General features: G+C 59.1%; 15 protein-coding genes and 1 tRNA gene. 7 read left to right on the top strand and 9 right to left on the bottom strand.

Annotated elements, in window-relative coordinates:
- Window positions 1-48: 48 nt before the first annotated feature.
- On the bottom strand, window positions 49-1,482 hold the full coding sequence (locus tag KX928_RS04450) for an NAD(P)-dependent oxidoreductase (RefSeq protein WP_219499442.1): 1,434 nt from the start codon (window positions 1,480-1,482) through the stop codon (window positions 49-51).
- Between the two features lie 222 nt (window positions 1,483-1,704).
- Here KX928_RS04450 and KX928_RS04445 point away from each other — a divergent pair, with 222 nt between their 5' ends.
- Window positions 1,705-2,508, top strand: a complete 804-nt coding sequence (locus KX928_RS04445; RefSeq protein WP_219499440.1) for an undecaprenyl-diphosphate phosphatase — start codon at window positions 1,705-1,707, stop codon at window positions 2,506-2,508.
- Here KX928_RS04445 and KX928_RS04440 read toward each other — a convergent pair.
- Window positions 2,505-3,488, bottom strand: coding sequence for a complex I NDUFA9 subunit family protein (locus tag KX928_RS04440; protein ID WP_219499439.1), 984 nt, complete (start codon window positions 3,486-3,488; stop codon window positions 2,505-2,507). The two genes, KX928_RS04445 and KX928_RS04440, sit on opposite strands and share 4 nt — an antisense overlap.
- A 229-nt stretch (window positions 3,489-3,717) precedes the next feature.
- On the opposite strand from KX928_RS04440, the gene KX928_RS04435 reads away from it, so the two are divergent.
- Window positions 3,718-3,803 (top strand) — tRNA-Leu (locus tag KX928_RS04435).
- 235 nt (window positions 3,804-4,038) lie between these two features.
- Here KX928_RS04435 and KX928_RS04430 read toward each other — a convergent pair.
- Window positions 4,039-4,317, bottom strand: coding sequence for a hypothetical protein (locus KX928_RS04430; RefSeq protein WP_219499436.1), 279 nt, complete (start codon window positions 4,315-4,317; stop codon window positions 4,039-4,041).
- Between the two features lie 310 nt (window positions 4,318-4,627).
- Between KX928_RS04430 and KX928_RS04425 the strand changes: the two genes are divergently transcribed.
- Window positions 4,628-5,509: a DUF2189 domain-containing protein gene (locus tag KX928_RS04425; protein WP_219499434.1), complete on the top strand. Its 882-nt coding sequence runs from the start codon at window positions 4,628-4,630 to the stop codon at window positions 5,507-5,509.
- Between the two features lie 282 nt (window positions 5,510-5,791).
- Here the strand turns inward: KX928_RS04425 and KX928_RS04420 are convergent, their stop codons facing one another.
- The 6 genes from KX928_RS04420 to KX928_RS04395 all read right to left on the bottom strand — a co-directional run bounded on the left by KX928_RS04420 (window position 5,792) and on the right by KX928_RS04395 (window position 11,951).
- Window positions 5,792-6,793 carry an ABC transporter ATP-binding protein gene (locus tag KX928_RS04420; protein WP_219499432.1) on the bottom strand — a complete coding sequence of 334 codons (1,002 nt, stop codon included), beginning with the start codon at window positions 6,791-6,793 and terminating at the stop codon, window positions 5,792-5,794.
- Entirely contained in the window at window positions 6,790-7,815 is a 1,026-nt protein-coding gene (locus KX928_RS04415) for a Gfo/Idh/MocA family protein (RefSeq protein WP_219499430.1), read from the bottom strand. Before KX928_RS04415 ends, KX928_RS04420 begins: the two co-directional genes overlap by 4 nt.
- A complete protein-coding gene (locus KX928_RS04410; RefSeq protein ID WP_219499428.1) occupies window positions 7,812-8,651 on the bottom strand; it encodes a carbohydrate ABC transporter permease in 840 nt (279 codons plus the stop codon). The genes KX928_RS04415 and KX928_RS04410 overlap by 4 nt, the downstream gene beginning before the upstream one ends.
- Window positions 8,652-8,663: 12 nt before the next feature.
- Window positions 8,664-9,590, bottom strand: a complete 927-nt coding sequence (locus KX928_RS04405) for a carbohydrate ABC transporter permease (protein ID WP_219499426.1) — start codon at window positions 9,588-9,590, stop codon at window positions 8,664-8,666.
- Window positions 9,591-9,780: 190 nt separating this feature from the next.
- Window positions 9,781-11,034, bottom strand: a complete 1,254-nt coding sequence (locus KX928_RS04400) for an ABC transporter substrate-binding protein (RefSeq protein WP_219499424.1) — start codon at window positions 11,032-11,034, stop codon at window positions 9,781-9,783.
- Between the two features lie 29 nt (window positions 11,035-11,063).
- Complete coding sequence (locus KX928_RS04395; RefSeq protein ID WP_219499422.1) at window positions 11,064-11,951, bottom strand: N-acetylmuramic acid 6-phosphate etherase; 888 nt, start codon at window positions 11,949-11,951, stop codon at window positions 11,064-11,066.
- A 153-nt stretch (window positions 11,952-12,104) separates the two neighbouring features.
- Between KX928_RS04395 and KX928_RS04390 the strand changes: the two genes are divergently transcribed.
- The 4 genes from KX928_RS04390 to nagA are packed head-to-tail and all read left to right on the top strand — an operon-like array spanning window position 12,105 to window position 15,972.
- Window positions 12,105-13,001, top strand: a complete 897-nt coding sequence (locus KX928_RS04390; RefSeq protein ID WP_219499420.1) for a glucosamine kinase nucleotide-binding domain-containing protein — start codon at window positions 12,105-12,107, stop codon at window positions 12,999-13,001.
- Window positions 12,998-13,756, top strand: a complete 759-nt coding sequence (locus tag KX928_RS04385) for a GntR family transcriptional regulator (protein WP_219499418.1) — start codon at window positions 12,998-13,000, stop codon at window positions 13,754-13,756. The genes KX928_RS04390 and KX928_RS04385 overlap by 4 nt, the downstream gene beginning before the upstream one ends.
- Before the next feature lie 9 nt (window positions 13,757-13,765).
- Window positions 13,766-14,797 carry an SIS domain-containing protein gene (locus KX928_RS04380; RefSeq protein WP_219499416.1) on the top strand — a complete coding sequence of 344 codons (1,032 nt, stop codon included), beginning with the start codon at window positions 13,766-13,768 and terminating at the stop codon, window positions 14,795-14,797.
- On the top strand, window positions 14,794-15,972 hold the full coding sequence (gene nagA, locus KX928_RS04375) for an N-acetylglucosamine-6-phosphate deacetylase (protein WP_219499414.1): 1,179 nt from the start codon (window positions 14,794-14,796) through the stop codon (window positions 15,970-15,972). The genes KX928_RS04380 and nagA overlap by 4 nt, the downstream gene beginning before the upstream one ends.
- Window positions 15,973-16,111: the final 139 nt, after the last annotated feature.

Genomic DNA, 16,111 nt, shown 5'->3' with positions numbered 1-16,111 from the left:
GTTCCAATGCGGTGCACAAGCTGTGCACAGGTGGTGTACTGGGTGTGATTACTCCGCGGCGACCGCGGTGGCGGCGTTGAACCGGTCCAGAATCGCTCCGGCGCAGTCCCGTCCGTCCCGAATGGCCCAGACCACCAGTGACGCGCCGCGCACGATGTCCCCGACAGCATAGACCCCCTCCAGATCGGTTGCACCTGTGGTGAATGCCGCCTTGATCGTGCCCCAGCGCGTGACCGGCAGGTCCGGCTGATCCCACAGTGTCGGCAGCGCCTCAGGCTCGAACCCCAGCGCCATGATCACGAGGTCCGCGTCTTCGACATAATCGGCGCCCTCGATCACTTCCGGGGCCTGACGGCCGGTCGCATCGGGGGCACCAAGGCGCATTTTCTGCACCATCACGCCGGTGACCGGATCGCCGGCAAAGCCTTTGGGCGCGGACAACCACTCAAAAATCACGCCTTCTTCCTCGGCGTTTTGTACTTCGCGCTGCGACCCCGGCATGTTCGCCCGGTCGCGGCGGTACAGGCATTTGACGCTTGTCGCACCCTGCCGGACAGAGGTCCGCACGCAGTCCATCGCCGTGTCGCCGCCGCCGATGACCACCACACGTTTGCCCTTGGCGTCCAGTTCACCGGAATCGAACGCTGGCACCGCGTCGCCAAAGCTCTTGCGGTTGCTTGCCGTCAGGAAATCAATCGCCCGCACCAATCCCTGCGCACCGACGCCCGGCGCTTCGATTTCCCTTGTTTTATAGACCCCGGTGGCAATGATGATCGCATCATGTTTCGCGCGCAGATCGGCAAAGCTGATGTCCTCGCCCACGTTTGTGTTCAGCACGAAGGTCACGCCGCCTTTTTCAAGCTGTTCGTTGCGGCGCATGACCACGTCCTTTTCCAGCTTGAAACCCGGAATGCCGTAGGTGAGCAAGCCGCCCGCGCGGTCGTACCGGTCATAGACCGTCACCTGCACCCCGGCCCGGCGCAAGACATCCGCCGCCGCCAGACCGCCGGGGCCGGCACCGATAATCCCGACCGATTCCGCGCGTTCCTGCGCAGGTACAATGGGCAGCACCCAGCCCTTTTCCCACGCCGTATCGGTGATGTATTTTTCAACGGCGCCGATGGTGACCGTCCCGTGGCCGGATTGCTCGATCACGCAATTGCCTTCACACAGACGGTCCTGCGGGCAGATCCGGCCGCAGATCTCGGGGAAAGTGTTGGTGGCCTGGCTGACTTCGTAGGCCTCCTGCAGGCGCCCTTCGGCGGTCAGCCGCAGCCAGTCGGGGATATTGTTGTGCAAAGGGCAATGGCTCTGGCAGTAGGGCACGCCGCACTGGCTGCACCGGCTGGATTGCTCCTGCGCCTTGGCCGCAGCGTACTCCGCGTAAATCTCGTTGAAATCCTCACGGCGTACCTCGGCAGACCGCTTCTCGGGCATGTCCCGCTCCACGGTCACAAATTTCAACATGGATTGCCCAGCCATCGCTTAACTCCTCCGGGTACTGTTCCGAACCGCACGCATACGCGAAGTGGAAAGATAAATAAAGTCAGCAATACTGACTTATATACATTAAATTTTCCGCATGGCGGTTGACACGCAGCATTTCGCCAAGAAAGTAAGTCCGAACCGGTCTTATTTTGACTCTTTTCATTTAATTTCCTGACCTTATACCACTCCCCAAATATGCGCGATCGGATATACCGGATGACTCTCTTTCAGCTTTTCGTTGTTGCCGCGATCCAGGGTCTGACGGAATTCCTGCCCGTCAGCTCGTCCGGGCATCTTGTTTTGCTGCCCGCGTTGACCGGCGCGGACGATCAGGGACTCGCCATTGATGTCGCGGTGCATGTGGGCACGCTTCTGGCCGTCGTCCTGTATTTCTGGACTGATGTGAAAATCGCCTTGGTCGGCGTGACCCGCCTGATCCGCGGACGCGTTGACACCCAAGGCGCGTTTCTGGCCCTCTGCCTTGCCGTCGCGACGATCCCGGTGGTCATAGCGGGCTTTGCCATCAAGCTTACCGGGCTGGATGCCGCCATGCGCTCTGTTGCGGTGATCGGTTGGAGCATGCTGATCTTCGGCATCGTGCTTTACTGGGCCGATAAGACAGGCGGAACTGCCAAAACCTCTGCCGAATGGACACTGAAAGATGCCATCGGCATGGGCCTTGCCCAAATGCTGGCGCTTATTCCGGGCACCTCGCGCTCCGGCATCACCATAACAGCCGCCCGGCGCCTGGGATACAACCGTGAAGGCGCCGCAAAGCTTTCCATGTTGATGTCGATCCCAACGATCCTCGCGTCGGGCGCGTTGCTGGGTCTGGATGTGATCAGGGAGGCGGATTGGGCGGTTGCGCGCGACGGGATGATCGCGGCGGCCTTTGCCTTTGTCGCCGCCCTGCTTGCGCTGTCCTTGATGATGCGCCTGCTGCGCAGCGTCAGTTTTACGCCCTACGTGATCTACCGGCTGGTGCTGGGCGTTGTCCTGCTCATCTACGCCTATGCCTAGGTGCGCAGGTTTTTTGCCGATTCCTTGATGGCGTCATACTGGCCCGATGGGCGGAAACGCCACAGGTAATCCGGCAATACGGACCCCATTGTCACCGGCGTGATCCCCAGATCGGCAAAGCCTTTTGCATCCTCCGCCACGACATTGTCACTGGCCAGATTGCGCACCTGGTCGCGCGTGATCAACGTGTTCGAGAAAAGCCCGAATGTTACCGCCTGCAGCATATCAAAGGAAAAACCCATGATCCGTGCAGCAAAGAAGGGGACGTTGACAACAAGCCTGCGCCGATGAATGACCCCCAGCATGCGGTGCATCAGACCGCGAAAGCTATCGACCTCGGGACCCCCCAATTCGTAGACACCCGCCGGGGCAGAGCCTGTCAGTGCAAGCTCCGCCGCTTTGGCGACATCATCCACATAGACCGGTTGGAACCTGGTCTCCGCACCGACAACCGGCAGTACCGGGCCTAGGCGCGTCATGGACGCAAAGCGGTTAAAGAACTGATCTTCCGCGCCAAAAACAATAGAGGGCCGCAGAATGACAGCACCGGGCATATGCGCTTGCACGCCAGCCTCGCCTTCAGCCTTTGTCCGCGCATAGTCACTTTCAGAGCCTTCATCCGCGCCAATCGCGGATACATGAACCATCTGCGCCACGCCTTGTTCTGCCGCGATCCGCGCGATGCGTTCGGGACCTTCCGCCTGCACCGCATCGTACTGATTTTTGCCGCTCTCAGCCAGGATACCCACACAGTTCACGACAGCGTCAGCCCCCGCCATGACGGCCCGCACGGAGGCATCATCACGGATATTGCAGAAAACCGGCTCCACCTGCCCAACAACACCGTAGGGCTTCACAAAGATCGCTTCGTTCGGGCGACGCACCGCGACGCGCACGCGCCATCCGGCCTTGGCCATACGCCGTGTGATGTACCGCCCGACAAAACCCGAGCCCCCGTAGATTGTAACCAGTTTAGACATGCGATGCCCCATTTGACGCCTTCATTCAGGATGTACCTCTGCGCCGACTTTGAAACAAGGCGCAAATACCGCAGGCCTCGTGCGCATCCGGGATCGGTCACGACGTCCGGCCTGCCTTGACGGGTGGTTTCAGCGGTATTTTCTTGTCAGCTTCACATCGTCAGCAACGATGCGAATTTCCGTTTGACACCTCCCAAACTTGCGCTTAAACGCAGGCTTCACGACACCTGCCCAGGTGGCGGAATGGTAGACGCGCTAGCTTCAGGTGCTAGTACTCGCAAGGGTGTGGAGGTTCGAGTCCTCTCCTGGGCACCACATACTCCAAAAACATCCCCTGGAGTCAGACAACTGCCACGCAGTCGTTAGACCGGATCCCCACGTGATCTACGTTCCGTCGTGCTTCTGCAATTCAAAGCCGCCCAGCAATGCCTCGGCAAAGACTGGCAGAACAGCTCCGTTCCCGTTCCGACCATGTGTCACTGTGCTGCCCCCAGATTTCTCTCTGGGCGCGACGGTCTTCCAATCGCAGCGACGAGTGGGATGCAGCAGATCAGAAGATCAACTCATCGTACTCGTCGATCAGGTTCCGGGCCTTTGATTCACAGTCGTTTGGACTATCGAGAATGCATGTTCTGGCGAACCCCTTGTAGACAACGCGCGTCTGCGCATAGGTCCCGTTGGCCCCGTGCAGAGTGCGTGTTCTGATTTCGTATTTCTCGCCATCGTTCAGCCCGCCTTCCAAAACCGCAGGAACACTGGTCTCGTCGCTTATGGTCGCGCATGCGCTCAAAACAAAGGCGACCGCGATTGCAGAACTTCTCACCAACATCAGATGTACTCCTTACTCATCAGTCTTCGATATATCGCACCGAAGCCGCCCTCACAGGTCCTCCGGACACATGTAACACAGAGTTGACCCGGTTGCAGGCGGCTCAGTTGCTTCCGGCCAACAATCAGGGTCGGGTGGCCACAAGACCGACACCAGACCAAAGCCCACAGCAGGTTTTGCGGCGCTTTTCATGTCCGCTCTGGCTGTCTCGCGACAAGTCTGTAAATTCGTGATACACTACTTCAACTCGACATCATTAGAACTGACTTCAACCCATATCTATGCTCGGTCGCGGGCGAGGGAGAAAGTGATGGTTCAGACAATTGGTAACCCCTTATCCTGGGTCGCAAAGGTGTTTGGCGGCGGCGCGCAGGGGATCAGTTCCGGCGTTCATGAACTGGGCGGTGCTGATGATGGGCAGGTCCAAATTCGGGACATCGATTTTGACAGCCTCAAGCTGGCGCTCGGCAAGGGGCGCGATGACTTTCTCGCATTGCGCACGGATGTCATTTTCATCGTTCTGATTTACCCGGTCGTCGGCATTTTGCTGACGTGGTTCGCGCTGAACAACGAGGTGCTGTATCTGCTCTTCCCGCTGATCTCGGGCTTTGCCTTGCTGGGTCCGGTAGCCGCCGTTGGCCTCTACGAAATGAGCCGCCGCCGGGAACAGGGCGCAAAGGCGGGCTGGGGCGACGGCTTTCGGGTTATGACGTCGCCGTCCATATTTCCCATCCTCGCTCTGGGCGGGTTTCTCGCCGCAGTCTTTCTGGCCTGGATGATCTGCGCGCATTTCATCTACGGCCTGACGCTAGGCCCTGACGCCCCCGCCTCTTCCCTCTCCTTCCTGCGGGACGTGTTCACAACGTCCTCGGGTTGGGTGATGATCATTGCCGGCGGTGCAGTAGGCTTCGTTTTCGCCGCCGTGGTGTTGGCAGTCAGCCTTGTGTCCTTTCCGCTTTTGGTGGACCGGAGTGTGGGGGTGCCCGTCGCCGTGGTCACTTCTGTCAACATCGCCAAACGCAACCCAAAGACCGTGGCGGCATGGGGTGCGATCGTCGTCTCGTTGCTCGCGCTAGGTGTTCTCACGCTGTTTGTCGGGCTGATTTTCGTTCTGCCGTTACTGGGTCATGCGACGTGGCATCTGTACCGGCAGGCCGTGGTACCGCAGACAGAAGCGCGGGATGCAACGTAGCGCGCCATAGTCGCAACGATCGGATCGCGGGTGCGCAGGCTGGCGGGTCCAGTTTTGGCTGCGGGACCTCGGTGTTTACGAATGTCTGTGACTGGTAGCATGGTGCGCCCCATGCAAGGCACGTCGTGAACTCCTCCCTGCTGCCCGATCCAGCCTCGAAAGAGTGCGCGCAAACGTCATAGCGGTGCCAGATGCAAAGCACCTTCGCCGTTATAGCACATGAGTGGCAGCCCCAGACATGCAGACCAGAAGCATGTTTTGCGCGGCGTCGGATGAATATCCTTACACCGCGGCTCTTTGCATCTTGTCGTCAAACGCAAAGGCGATGTGGTCGTCGAAATCCAGTTCCACAGCCTCCCCCACCCCTGTGCTGTCCTGACCAAAGAGCCGCACGGTCACGGCTTCCTGCTGGTCGGTTGACACCAACAGGTTCGTGTCACCGCCCAGCCTTTCCACATGTGTCACGGTTCCCCTGATGCGGCCGTTCGGCACGAGGCGCAGATGCTCAGGCCGAATGCCCAAGGCACCATTCGGCGGCATTGCAAGCGGTGCTTTTTTAAGGAAGTTCATCGAGGGTGAGCCCAGAAATCCAGCCACGAACTGGTTGGCGGGATTGTTGTAAAGCTCCATGGGGCTGCCAACCTGTTCGACCTGCCCATCCCGCAAGACAACAATCTTGTCGGCCAGCGTCATTGCCTCGGTCTGGTCGTGCGTGACGTAAATCATCGACGCGCTGAGGGTGCGGTGCAACTCGGCGATCTCAATGCGCGTGTTCATGCGAAGTGCGGCATCCAGATTGGACAGAGGTTCATCAAAGAGGAACAGTTTCGGGTCGCGCACAATCGCACGCCCGATGGCCACGCGCTGGCGTTGCCCGCCGGACAGATCAGACGGGCGCCGATCCACATAGGCAGACAGATCCAGCATCTGCACGGCTTTTTCCACCCGCTCGTCGATCACGGATTTGGGCTGCTTTTCCTGTTTCAACCCCAGCGCCATGTTGCCACGGACGCTCAGATGCGGGTAGAGCGCGTAGGACTGGAACACCATCGCTATACCGCGCCTGGCCGGCGGCACGTTGTTGACCACATCGCCGCCGATATTGACGGTGCCGCTGGTCGCGTCTTCCAGACCAGCAATAACGCGCAACAGGGTCGATTTTCCGCAACCCGACGGCCCCACGAACACCACGAACTCCCCGTCTTCCACGGTCAGGTTGATGTCTTTCAAAACCTCGACCTCGCCGAAGGATTTATGAATATGGGTCAATGTCAGGGCGGTCATTTCAGGTCTCCCAGGTCGATAGGTGTTCCGGCGCGGATGCTTTCGTCGGCGGCGATGCAGATGCGCAGCGATTGCACAGCGTCATTCATATGGCGCGTGAGGTCGGTTTTGGTTTTGATGGCGTCGAGCATGAAGGCCTGTTCCGCATCGCACAGCGCCTGGTGGCCCGGCTCGTCGGGCAGCTCGATAATGTCGTCCCCCGCCGGGCGATGCACCAGCAACGCCCCCACTTTGGTATGTCCATCAACATCATCAGACGCGCCCTTATTGCCGTCTACAATCGACACGGCACCGTTCGGGGACACCACGTCTTTCACAAAAAACGCGGTTTCGGACATCATCGGGCCCCATCCGGCCTCGTACCAGCCAACGGAGCCGTCCGCGAACCACACCTGCAATTGTCCATAATTGTACATGTCAGGCGCAATTTCGTCGGACAATCGCAAGCCCATACCGCTGACGCGTATAGGTTTGGCATCGGTGATCTGGCACATGACATCCACATAGTGCACGCCGCAATCGACCAATGGCGAGGTGGTTTGCATCAATGCCTTATGCGTTTCCCATGTTGATCCGTCCGATTGCTGGTTCAGGTTCATGCGGAACACATATGGCCCCCCAAGCGCGCGCGCTTCGGCAATCAGGCGCTGCCAGCTGGGGTGATGGCGCAGAATATAGCCGACGACGAGTCGCCGGTTCAGACGCCTGGCCGTGGCGACCACGCGCTGCGCGTCCGCAACCGTCGTCGCCAGAGGCTTTTCGATGAAAACATCCGCGCCGGCCTCCATCGCTGCAATCGCATAGTCGGCGTGGCTGTCGGAGTAGGTCGCGATGCACACCAGATCGGGGGCCAGCGCCAGGCCTTCCTGAAAGCTGGCGTATTGCGGGTACCGCGCGAGTTCGTCGGGCAACGAGACATATGACCTGTTCACCAGACCAACGATCTTGGCATCCGGATGTGCGTGATAGGCCAGCGCGTGGCTTTTGCCCATGTTGCCTAAGCCTGCAACAACAACTCTCATTTGACGGCTCCCGAGGTTATGCCGCGGATCAATTGCCGCGAAAAGACGACGTAAAGTGCCATGACCGGCAATATCGCCAGCGACAGCGCCGACAGCACCGCGTTCCAGTCGGTGACGAACTGCCCGATGAACACCTGGCTGCCGAGCGTCAGCGTCTTGACCTCTTCGGCCGGTGCAAGGATGAGCGGGAACCACAGATCGTTCCAGATCGGGATCATGTTGAACACCGCGACCGTGGCCATCGCCGGGCGCACCAGCGGTAACACAAGGCGGAAGAAGATGCGGTATTCGGACAATCCGTCTATGCGGCCCGCGTTTTTCAGATCATCACTGACTTGGCGCATGAATTCGGAGAGGATGAAGACGGCAAGCGGCAATCCTTGGGCGGTGTAAACAAGGATCAGTGCCCACAGCGTGTTGACCAGCCCGGTCTGCACCATCATTTCAAGAATTGCCACCGTCCCGATGCGGATCGGGATCATGATACCCAGCGCCAGGTACAACCCCATGATCAGGTTGCCCCTGAACCGGTACTCGGCCAGCGCAAAGGCCGCCATCGCCCCGAAAAGCAGGATGAAAAACAGCGACCCAACGGTGACGATCATGGAATTCTGGAAGTAGAGGAAGAAATCCCCCTGTTTCAGCACCGTCTCGTAGCCGATCAACGAAAAGCTGTCGCTGTTTGGCAGTGCCAGCGGCTCTCGAAAGATCGCCTTGCGGGTCTTGAAGCTGTTGATGACGATGACGAACACCGGAAAAAGCGCGATCAATGTGTAAAGGATCAGTGCGCCATGGGCGGCATAGGTATTGAAATTGTTCTGACGGGCAACGGACATGAGCTTTCTCCTTCAGAACTGGTAGCGGCGCATGCGGCTTTGGATGCCGAAAAGGTAGAGACACACACCGATCAGGATGATCGCGAACATCACGGAGGCAATCGTTGAGCCCATATGCGGGTCGCCCAGTTGCAGCTGGAAGCCAAAGAACGTCCTGTACATGAAGGTCCCCAGAATATCCGTTGAAAAATCCGGGCCGGCCAGCGCCCCCTGGGCGGCGTAAATCAGGTCAAAGGCGTTGAAGTTGGCCACAAATGTCAGGATAGAGATGATGCCGATGGAGGGCAGAATAAGCGGCAGCTTGATCTTCCAGAAAGCGGAAAAACCGGTGATACCCTCGACCTCAGCCGCTTCCAGTATTTCATCGGGGATGGACAGGAGAGCAGCATAGATCAGCATCATCGGGATACCGACAAACTGCCACACGGAAACCAGCGAGAGCGTGGTCAGGGCGTAGGCTTCCTTGCCCAGCCACGGAGCATAGAGCGATTTAAGCCCCACCGCGTCCAGCATGCCGGGAGCAATGCCCCAGATGGGCGACAGGATGAGCTTCCATGCAAATCCCACGATCACGAAACTGAGGATCGTCGGGATGAAAATAGCCGAGCGGTAGAAGCTGGCAAAGCGCAGCTTGGGATGGCTGAGGATTGCTGCCAGAGCAATGCCGATCGGGTTTTGCACCAGCATATGGATCAGAAAAAACCAGAAGTTATTGGCCAGGGCGTTCCAGAATTGAGCGGACCAAACGGCATCGCCAAAGAGCGTGCGAAAGTTCTGCAAGCCAACGAAAACACGGGTCTGTTCAACCTCAGAAAACAGCGAGAGCCGCAGTGTGTTGAACAATGGATAGATCATCACCGCCGTGTAGACGAGCACCGCTGGCGCCAAGAAGACAATGATATGCCATCTGATTTTCGGTTTGGAATGAGGATCGGACATGGGATCTTCCTGCCGTTTTGCGCTGTGTGGAAGGGGGCCGGTGAAACCTGTGAAAGTGCGGCTTCGTGAGATCTGGTGGTCGGGAGTTTGCACCCGCTGCCGGATCAGACGTCTGGAGGGGGAACCTGTTGACTGCCCCGGAAGCAAGGGAGGTGAGCCTCCGGGGCGGACAGTGTTATCTCAGCAACGCTTACTGCTGCGGCTCGTACCAACTGGAAAGACCTTCTTGCAGGCGTTTGCCAGCATCTTCGGGGGTCTCTTCACCCTTGATCACGGCCACCGAAGCGTTCCACGTATCGTTTTCGAGGTTGGGCGTGCCGCGCGACAGGACCTGGTAGGTTGACCGGATAGTGCTTTCACATTCGCCGCGCCAGGAGATGAATTCCTGCGCCAGCGGGTCTTCCAGTTCGACCGGCGCAGAAGACAGGGGAAAGAACCCCGGCAGGGCATTTGCAAAGATCGTCGCGAACTCTGACGACCCGACCCAGTTGAGGAAGGTCTTTGCGGCGTCAGGATTTGGTGTGTTGGCGTTCATCCCGATCCCGATGTCCGTGTGATCGGAGATGTAGCAGGTGTCACCAGCGTTCTGCACGGGCGGATAGAACGCGCCCATCTCAAAGTCCGCCAGACCGTTGAAACCCGAAATCTCCCACGACCCGGTCGGATAAATGGCAGCCCGCCCAAGGGTAAAGATGTTCTGACTGTCAGGATAGGTCTGCGCCTCATATCCGTCACCAAGATATGCGCCCCATTTCGCCAGTTGACGATAGGGCGCAACCCACGCCTCGTCGGTCAGCTTCTGATCTCCGGCCAGCAACGCCAGCCGGCCTTCTTCACCCTTCCAATAATTCGGGCCGATGTTGTTATACCCCATCGTCGCGGCTTCCCACTGGTCATTGGTGCCCATGGCCATCGGAATATAGCTGCCGTCTTCCTTGATCTTGTCCAGCGCCGCGAAAAACTCGGCTTCGGTCTTCGGCTCCTCGATCCCCAGTTCCTCAAAGGCATCTTTGTTGTAGATGAAACCGTGGATCACCGAGGCCATCGGCACACAGTACTGAACCGATGCGTCATCCGTGCTCCAACCCGATTTCGCCACGGCCGAAAAGTTGGCCATGCCTTCAAGGTCGGTGATATCCGCCAGATGACCGGCCTCGAAAAGCGCCAGCGATGCGTCAAACGGGCGGCAGGTGATGATGTCACCAGCAGATCCCGCGTCGAGTTTGGAGTTCAGAACAGCATTGTATTCGGCGGGTGCCGACGGTGTGAAATTCAGCTTGATGCCGGGGTGTTCAGCTTCGAAAGCCGGAATGATCTTGTCCTGCCAGATTGTCAGGTCATCATTTCGCCAACTTTCAATCGTCAGCGTTACATCCTGTGCCGCCGCGGTGCTTGCGAGCATCGTTGTCGCCAGCATGGCGCCGATCAGCTTGGAATTATTCATGATATTCTCCCTTTCTTGATTATTTGGTTTTACGTGGTTGTCAGGCTCTGCAGGCAGCGTTTCAACTGCCCGTCATGAGTTTTCAAAAGCTCCTTGGCTGCCTCCGGCGTGCAGCCCCTGGCGACCAGTATGGCCGCCTTGATATCGCCTCGGGTGTGGTGCAACGCACCCTCCGCATCGGCGCCGCTGACGTTTGAAATGCGCGCAACCATCCCTGCCGCACGCTTAACCAGTTTCGCATTGTCCGCCACGACATTGACCATCTGGCCGTCGTGAACGTGACCCAGCATGATCCCCATCAGTGATGACACCATGTTAAGCGCCGCTTTTTGCGCAGTTCCGGCCCCAAGCCGGGTTGATCCCGCGATCACCTCCGCCGGCGTGGCAAGGCAAATTGAGATGTCCGCCATGTCCAGCAGCTTTGATCCGGGGTTGTTTGCGATCCCGATCACGGTGCCACCTTTTGCGCGCGCTGACCGTGCGACGGCCAGTGCGTAAGGCGTCGTCCCGCTTGCACTCAGCAGAATGACGGCATCGCCCGTCTGAACATCACCTGCAACGCGCAGCGCGCTGTCCTCATCGTCTTCCGTGGCGCCCGGCATGTGACCATCAGACGGGATACCTCCGGCCATGTGAATGCGGATGGCCCGGGACGGCACGCCAAAGGTTCCGGGAATTTCGCAAGCATCCGCCAAGGCCATCAAACCGGAGCTGCCGGCCGCTGCATAAATCAATCTGTTGCCGGAGCGGATCGCGTCGGCCATGACCTCCGCCGCTCTCACGATATCTGATATCGCATCGCGAACAGAGGCCAATGCCGCCAGTTGGCTATCAAGCATGAAAGACGCCGCACCCGGTGCTGGCAGCGTATCCACGGCTTCATGGTTCGGCAGGCTCTCTGTTGTCGGCGATGGCATACGAATCTCCCCTCTTCAATCTAATACCTTTTAAATACCTTTTGTCTACCATTATTATCTTTCCTCCAGAAATAGCTAGGCGTAAGAACCAATTCGCATATATATCGCCGAAAAGGTCTTTCTTTTTGCAAAAAGGTATTATAAAGGTATTATATGTCTCATTCGGCTTCCACTTTTCTGATTGGTGTTGATGGCGGCGGCACGGGGTGCCGGGTCGCAGTTGGAACGCTGTCGGACGGAATTATCGCAAAGGCAGATGGCGGGCGGGCAAATGCGGCAACAGATCCTGAGCGGGCAATCGCCAGCGTCATATCCGCAACCCGGAATGCTGCGGCGCAGGCAAGCGTTCCCGAACACCTTCTGACAGAGGCGGTGGCGCATGTGGGTCTTGCCGGCGTGATGACACCCGCGGATTCCGCCCGTATCGCTGCGGCCCTGCCCTTCAAGAAATGCATCGTGACAGATGATCGCCCCACGGCGGTCCGGGGCGCGCTGGGTTGCCACGACGGGTTTTTGCTCTCTGTAGGTACGGGGACGATCGCGGCCTCCTGCGTCGCGGGCGACGTCAGCTTTGTGGGTGGGTGGGGCTTTCACCTCGCTGACAAGGGGTCTGGCGCGTGGTTGGCGCACGCGTCACTGGAGCGTGTTTTGCTGTGCCACGACAAGATCGCGGATCACACTGATCTGACCAGATCGCTCTTTGCGAAATTCGGCGGCGATCCAAACGCAATCGTGTCCTTCAGCATGACCGCCAAGCCCGGTGATTACGGAACCTTCGCACCGGAAATCATCTCCGCCGCCCTTACCGGCGATGCATGGGGGATGTCGGTCATGAAACGCGGGGCCGAGCATTTTGTGCGCTACCTTGACGCCTTAAAGTTTCAGCCTGGAGATACGCTGTGTCTGGCCGGAGGCGTTGGACCGTATTACGAGACATTTCTACCAACAGAACACCTTACCGGCCGGGTATCATCGCGCGGCACGGCGCTGGACGGCGCTTTCCAACTGGCACAGAAGGCCGCCTCGGAAACGCGGGAGGGGGTGCTGTGAGTATTCCCGACTTTTTGTCGCCGAATGGCTGGCTGCAAAGCGATGGAGGGCCACGCTATCTGCAACTGCGCCAACGGCTGAGCGAAGGCGTTGATCTGGGCATTCTGAAAGCCGGCAGCTCACTGCCTCCGGAGCGCGAACTCGCTGCCATCACGAACCTGTCGCGCGTCACGGTACGCAAAGCGATCCAGGCCCTGGCAGAAGACGGAGTCATCGTGCAAAAGCAGGGATCGGGTTCGTTTGTGGCGTCAGACACCCCTAGGATCGAACAGTCACTGTCGCGATTGACCTCGTTCAGCGAGGATATGTCCAGACGCGGAATGGCATCGTCCAGCATCTGGTTGGAGCGTGGCGTCTTCATGCCATCGCCGGACGAAGTTCTGGCGCTTGCTCTGTCGCCGGATGCTTCTGTCTCGCGCATTGCGCGCCTCAGAACAGCCGATGACAAACCCATGGCCATCGAGCGGGCATCGCTGTCGACGGATATGCTGCCCAACCCGCTGCTGGTCGAAACGTCGCTCTACGAAGTGCTGGAGGACGCGGGTCTGCGACCGGTTCGCGCGCTGCAAAAGATCTCTGCCGTTAACCTTGCCGAGGAGAATGCCGACCTGCTTGACGTGACACCCGGAGAGGCAGGCCTGCGGATCGAGCGCACCTCCTACCTGGCGGACGGGCGCGTCGTCGAATTCACCCAATCCATCTATCGCGGAGATGCCTACAACTTTGTAGCCGAGCTTCGCCTTGCGAAAGAATAGGCCTGCCACATGTCAAAACCCGAAACCCAAATGCGTCGGGAAGTGCTCGAAATCCCTGTTGCGGTTGAGCGATTATTACGGAACGGGGCAGATGATATTGCGCGGGCAGCCAACGCCCTGCGCCACCAGAACCCGGGATATATGATCAGCGTGGCACGCGGATCGTCCGATCACGTGGCGACATACCTCAAATACGCATCCGAGCTGCTGACAGGGACACCCATTTCCTCCATCGGGCCCTCGATCGCGTCGATTTACAAGCGGCAGCTGAACCTTGAAGGCAGCGCGTGCCTGTCGGTTTCCCAATCCGGCAAAAGCCCCGACATCGTGGAGATGGCGCGCATGGCACGGGCCGGAGGCGCGCTGTCCATCGCGCTGACCAATCATCCTGACAGCCCGCTTGCCGAGGTGTCCGATCACGCATTGAACCTGCATGCAGGTCCGGAACTGAGTGTCGCTGCCACCAAGACCTTCGTGAACTCCGCCGTGGCCGGGATTTGGCTGTTGTCGGAGTGGGCCGAAGACATGAAGCTGCGCGCGGCCATCCATGACCTTCCCGCGAAACTGGAAAAAGCGGTGCAACTCGACTGGCCAGAGGCGCGGAGCGCGCTTGGTGACCGAAACTCGGTCTTTTGCCTGGGCCGCGGCCCCGCCTATGCGGTATCCAGCGAGGCCGCGCTCAAGTTCAAGGAAACCTGCCAGCTACACGCTGAATCCTACTCGTCCGCAGAAGTTCTGCACGGCCCGGTGTCTATCGTGGACGGAGGCTTTCCGGTGATCGCGCTTGCCGCGCAGGATGAGGCTGAATCCGCCCTTGCCGGCGTCGCTGATGAACTGGCCCGCAAGGGCGCAAGTGTTTTTGCCACCACCGCGCATGTCACCCAGGCCCGGTCACTGGAGACCGTGCGGACAGATCACCCGCTGACCGATCCGATTTCCATGATCACCAGCTTTTACGCGATGGTTGAACGCGTGGCTGCTGCGCGGGGGATCAACCCCGATGCACCGCGCCACCTCAAGAAGGTCACCGAAACGGTATGACGAAGATCGTGAAAGCCTACGCTGGCGCCCAGATTCATGACGGACATACGCTTCATGAAAACCGCGCGCTGGCGGTGCTGCAGGATGGGCAGGTCGCTCTGCCTCTGCATCACGAACTGCCGCCGGACTGCGACATTCACAAGTTTGACGGCGGCGTGATCGTACCCGGGTTTGTCGATCTGCAGGTCAATGGCGGCGGTGGCATCATGTTCAATGACAATCAGTCCGTCGATACACTGGCAACAATTGCCCGCGCGCACACCGGTAAGGGAACAGTGGCCATATTGCCGACCCTGATCACCGATACGCCTGATCGGACCCGCGCGGCCATCACCGCGGTAGAACAGGCGATCGCGCAGCGGGTTGACGGCATCGCAGGCATCCACCTCGAAGGCCCGCATCTGTCCGTTACGCGCAAGGGCGCGCATGACCCCGACCTGATCCGCCCCATGGAGGAAGACGACCTGCGGCTGCTGTTGCACGCGGGCGACAGGCTTCCGAACGTGATGGTGACGGTAGCCCCGGAAAGCACAAGCTTGTCCCAGATAACAACCCTGACAGACGCCGGGGTGATCGTTTCGCTTGGCCACACGGATGCCGATCACGACACATGCATGGCTGCCTTCGACGCAGGAGCGTCATGTGTCACGCATCTCTTCAATGCCATGAGCCAGATGGGGAACCGCGAACCGGGGCTGGTCGGTGCGGCTCTGGCGCGCGATGACGTCTATGCGGGGCTGATTGCAGATGGCATCCACGTACACCCCGCGACGATGCGAAACGCCCTCGCAGCGAAATCGCCTTCTGATCGGATATTTCTGGTAACGGATGCAATGGCGACCGCCGGATCAGATATCGAAAGCTTCACGCTCAACGGCCGGGATGTGTTTCGAAACGCGCATCGGCTGACATTGGCGGATGGTACTCTCGCAGGTGCGGATCTGGATATGGCCCGGGCGATATCTGTCCTGATCGAAGAGGTCGGCGAAGACCCCGGAGTGGCATTCACGCGCGCCACATCCACGCCCGCCGAGCTGCTGAGGGAGCGAGGAGAGCTTGGCCGGCTCTCCAGTAATCTCGATAGGCTGCTGTATTTTGACCCGGGAACACTGCACCCTCAAAGACTGTCCGAGGTTCAGGCGATACAGGCGATATCAACACCGGCGGCGCCCTGAAAAGCCATTATGCTGCCGGATGCCACTTCGAAGGCTCCGATTGCATCGTTCCTGCCCGCAAGCTTGCATCGCGGAGATACGGGCAGGCCCGGCGGCTTCGCTACCGGTCACCCCGCAATTCAGTCCGACACAACATTGA

Origin of the sequence: Roseobacter insulae (assembly GCF_019375555.1) — a bacterium.
In the GTDB taxonomy this organism is placed as follows: domain Bacteria; phylum Pseudomonadota; class Alphaproteobacteria; order Rhodobacterales; family Rhodobacteraceae; genus Roseobacter; species Roseobacter insulae.
This window is presented reverse-complemented; position numbering and strand designations above follow the sequence as displayed.

Excerpts from the sequence above, each read along its gene's own strand:
- KX928_RS04450 (WP_219499442.1), bottom strand. The coding sequence starts at position 1,482 with ATGGCTGGGCAATCCATGTTGAAATTTGTGACCGTGGAGCGGGACATG.
- KX928_RS04445 (WP_219499440.1), top strand. The coding sequence starts at position 1,705 with ATGACTCTCTTTCAGCTTTTCGTTGTTGCCGCGATCCAGGGTCTGACG.
- KX928_RS04440 (WP_219499439.1), bottom strand. The coding sequence starts at position 3,488 with ATGTCTAAACTGGTTACAATCTACGGGGGCTCGGGTTTTGTCGGGCGG.
- KX928_RS04430 (WP_219499436.1), bottom strand. The coding sequence starts at position 4,317 with ATGTTGGTGAGAAGTTCTGCAATCGCGGTCGCCTTTGTTTTGAGCGCA.
- KX928_RS04425 (WP_219499434.1), top strand. The coding sequence starts at position 4,628 with ATGGTTCAGACAATTGGTAACCCCTTATCCTGGGTCGCAAAGGTGTTT.
- KX928_RS04420 (WP_219499432.1), bottom strand. The coding sequence starts at position 6,793 with ATGACCGCCCTGACATTGACCCATATTCATAAATCCTTCGGCGAGGTC.
- KX928_RS04415 (WP_219499430.1), bottom strand. The coding sequence starts at position 7,815 with ATGAGAGTTGTTGTTGCAGGCTTAGGCAACATGGGCAAAAGCCACGCG.
- KX928_RS04410 (WP_219499428.1), bottom strand. The coding sequence starts at position 8,651 with ATGTCCGTTGCCCGTCAGAACAATTTCAATACCTATGCCGCCCATGGC.
- KX928_RS04405 (WP_219499426.1), bottom strand. The coding sequence starts at position 9,590 with ATGTCCGATCCTCATTCCAAACCGAAAATCAGATGGCATATCATTGTC.
- KX928_RS04400 (WP_219499424.1), bottom strand. The coding sequence starts at position 11,034 with ATGAATAATTCCAAGCTGATCGGCGCCATGCTGGCGACAACGATGCTC.
- KX928_RS04395 (WP_219499422.1), bottom strand. The coding sequence starts at position 11,951 with ATGCCATCGCCGACAACAGAGAGCCTGCCGAACCATGAAGCCGTGGAT.
- KX928_RS04390 (WP_219499420.1), top strand. The coding sequence starts at position 12,105 with ATGTCTCATTCGGCTTCCACTTTTCTGATTGGTGTTGATGGCGGCGGC.
- KX928_RS04380 (WP_219499416.1), top strand. The coding sequence starts at position 13,766 with ATGTCAAAACCCGAAACCCAAATGCGTCGGGAAGTGCTCGAAATCCCT.
- nagA (WP_219499414.1), top strand. The coding sequence starts at position 14,794 with ATGACGAAGATCGTGAAAGCCTACGCTGGCGCCCAGATTCATGACGGA.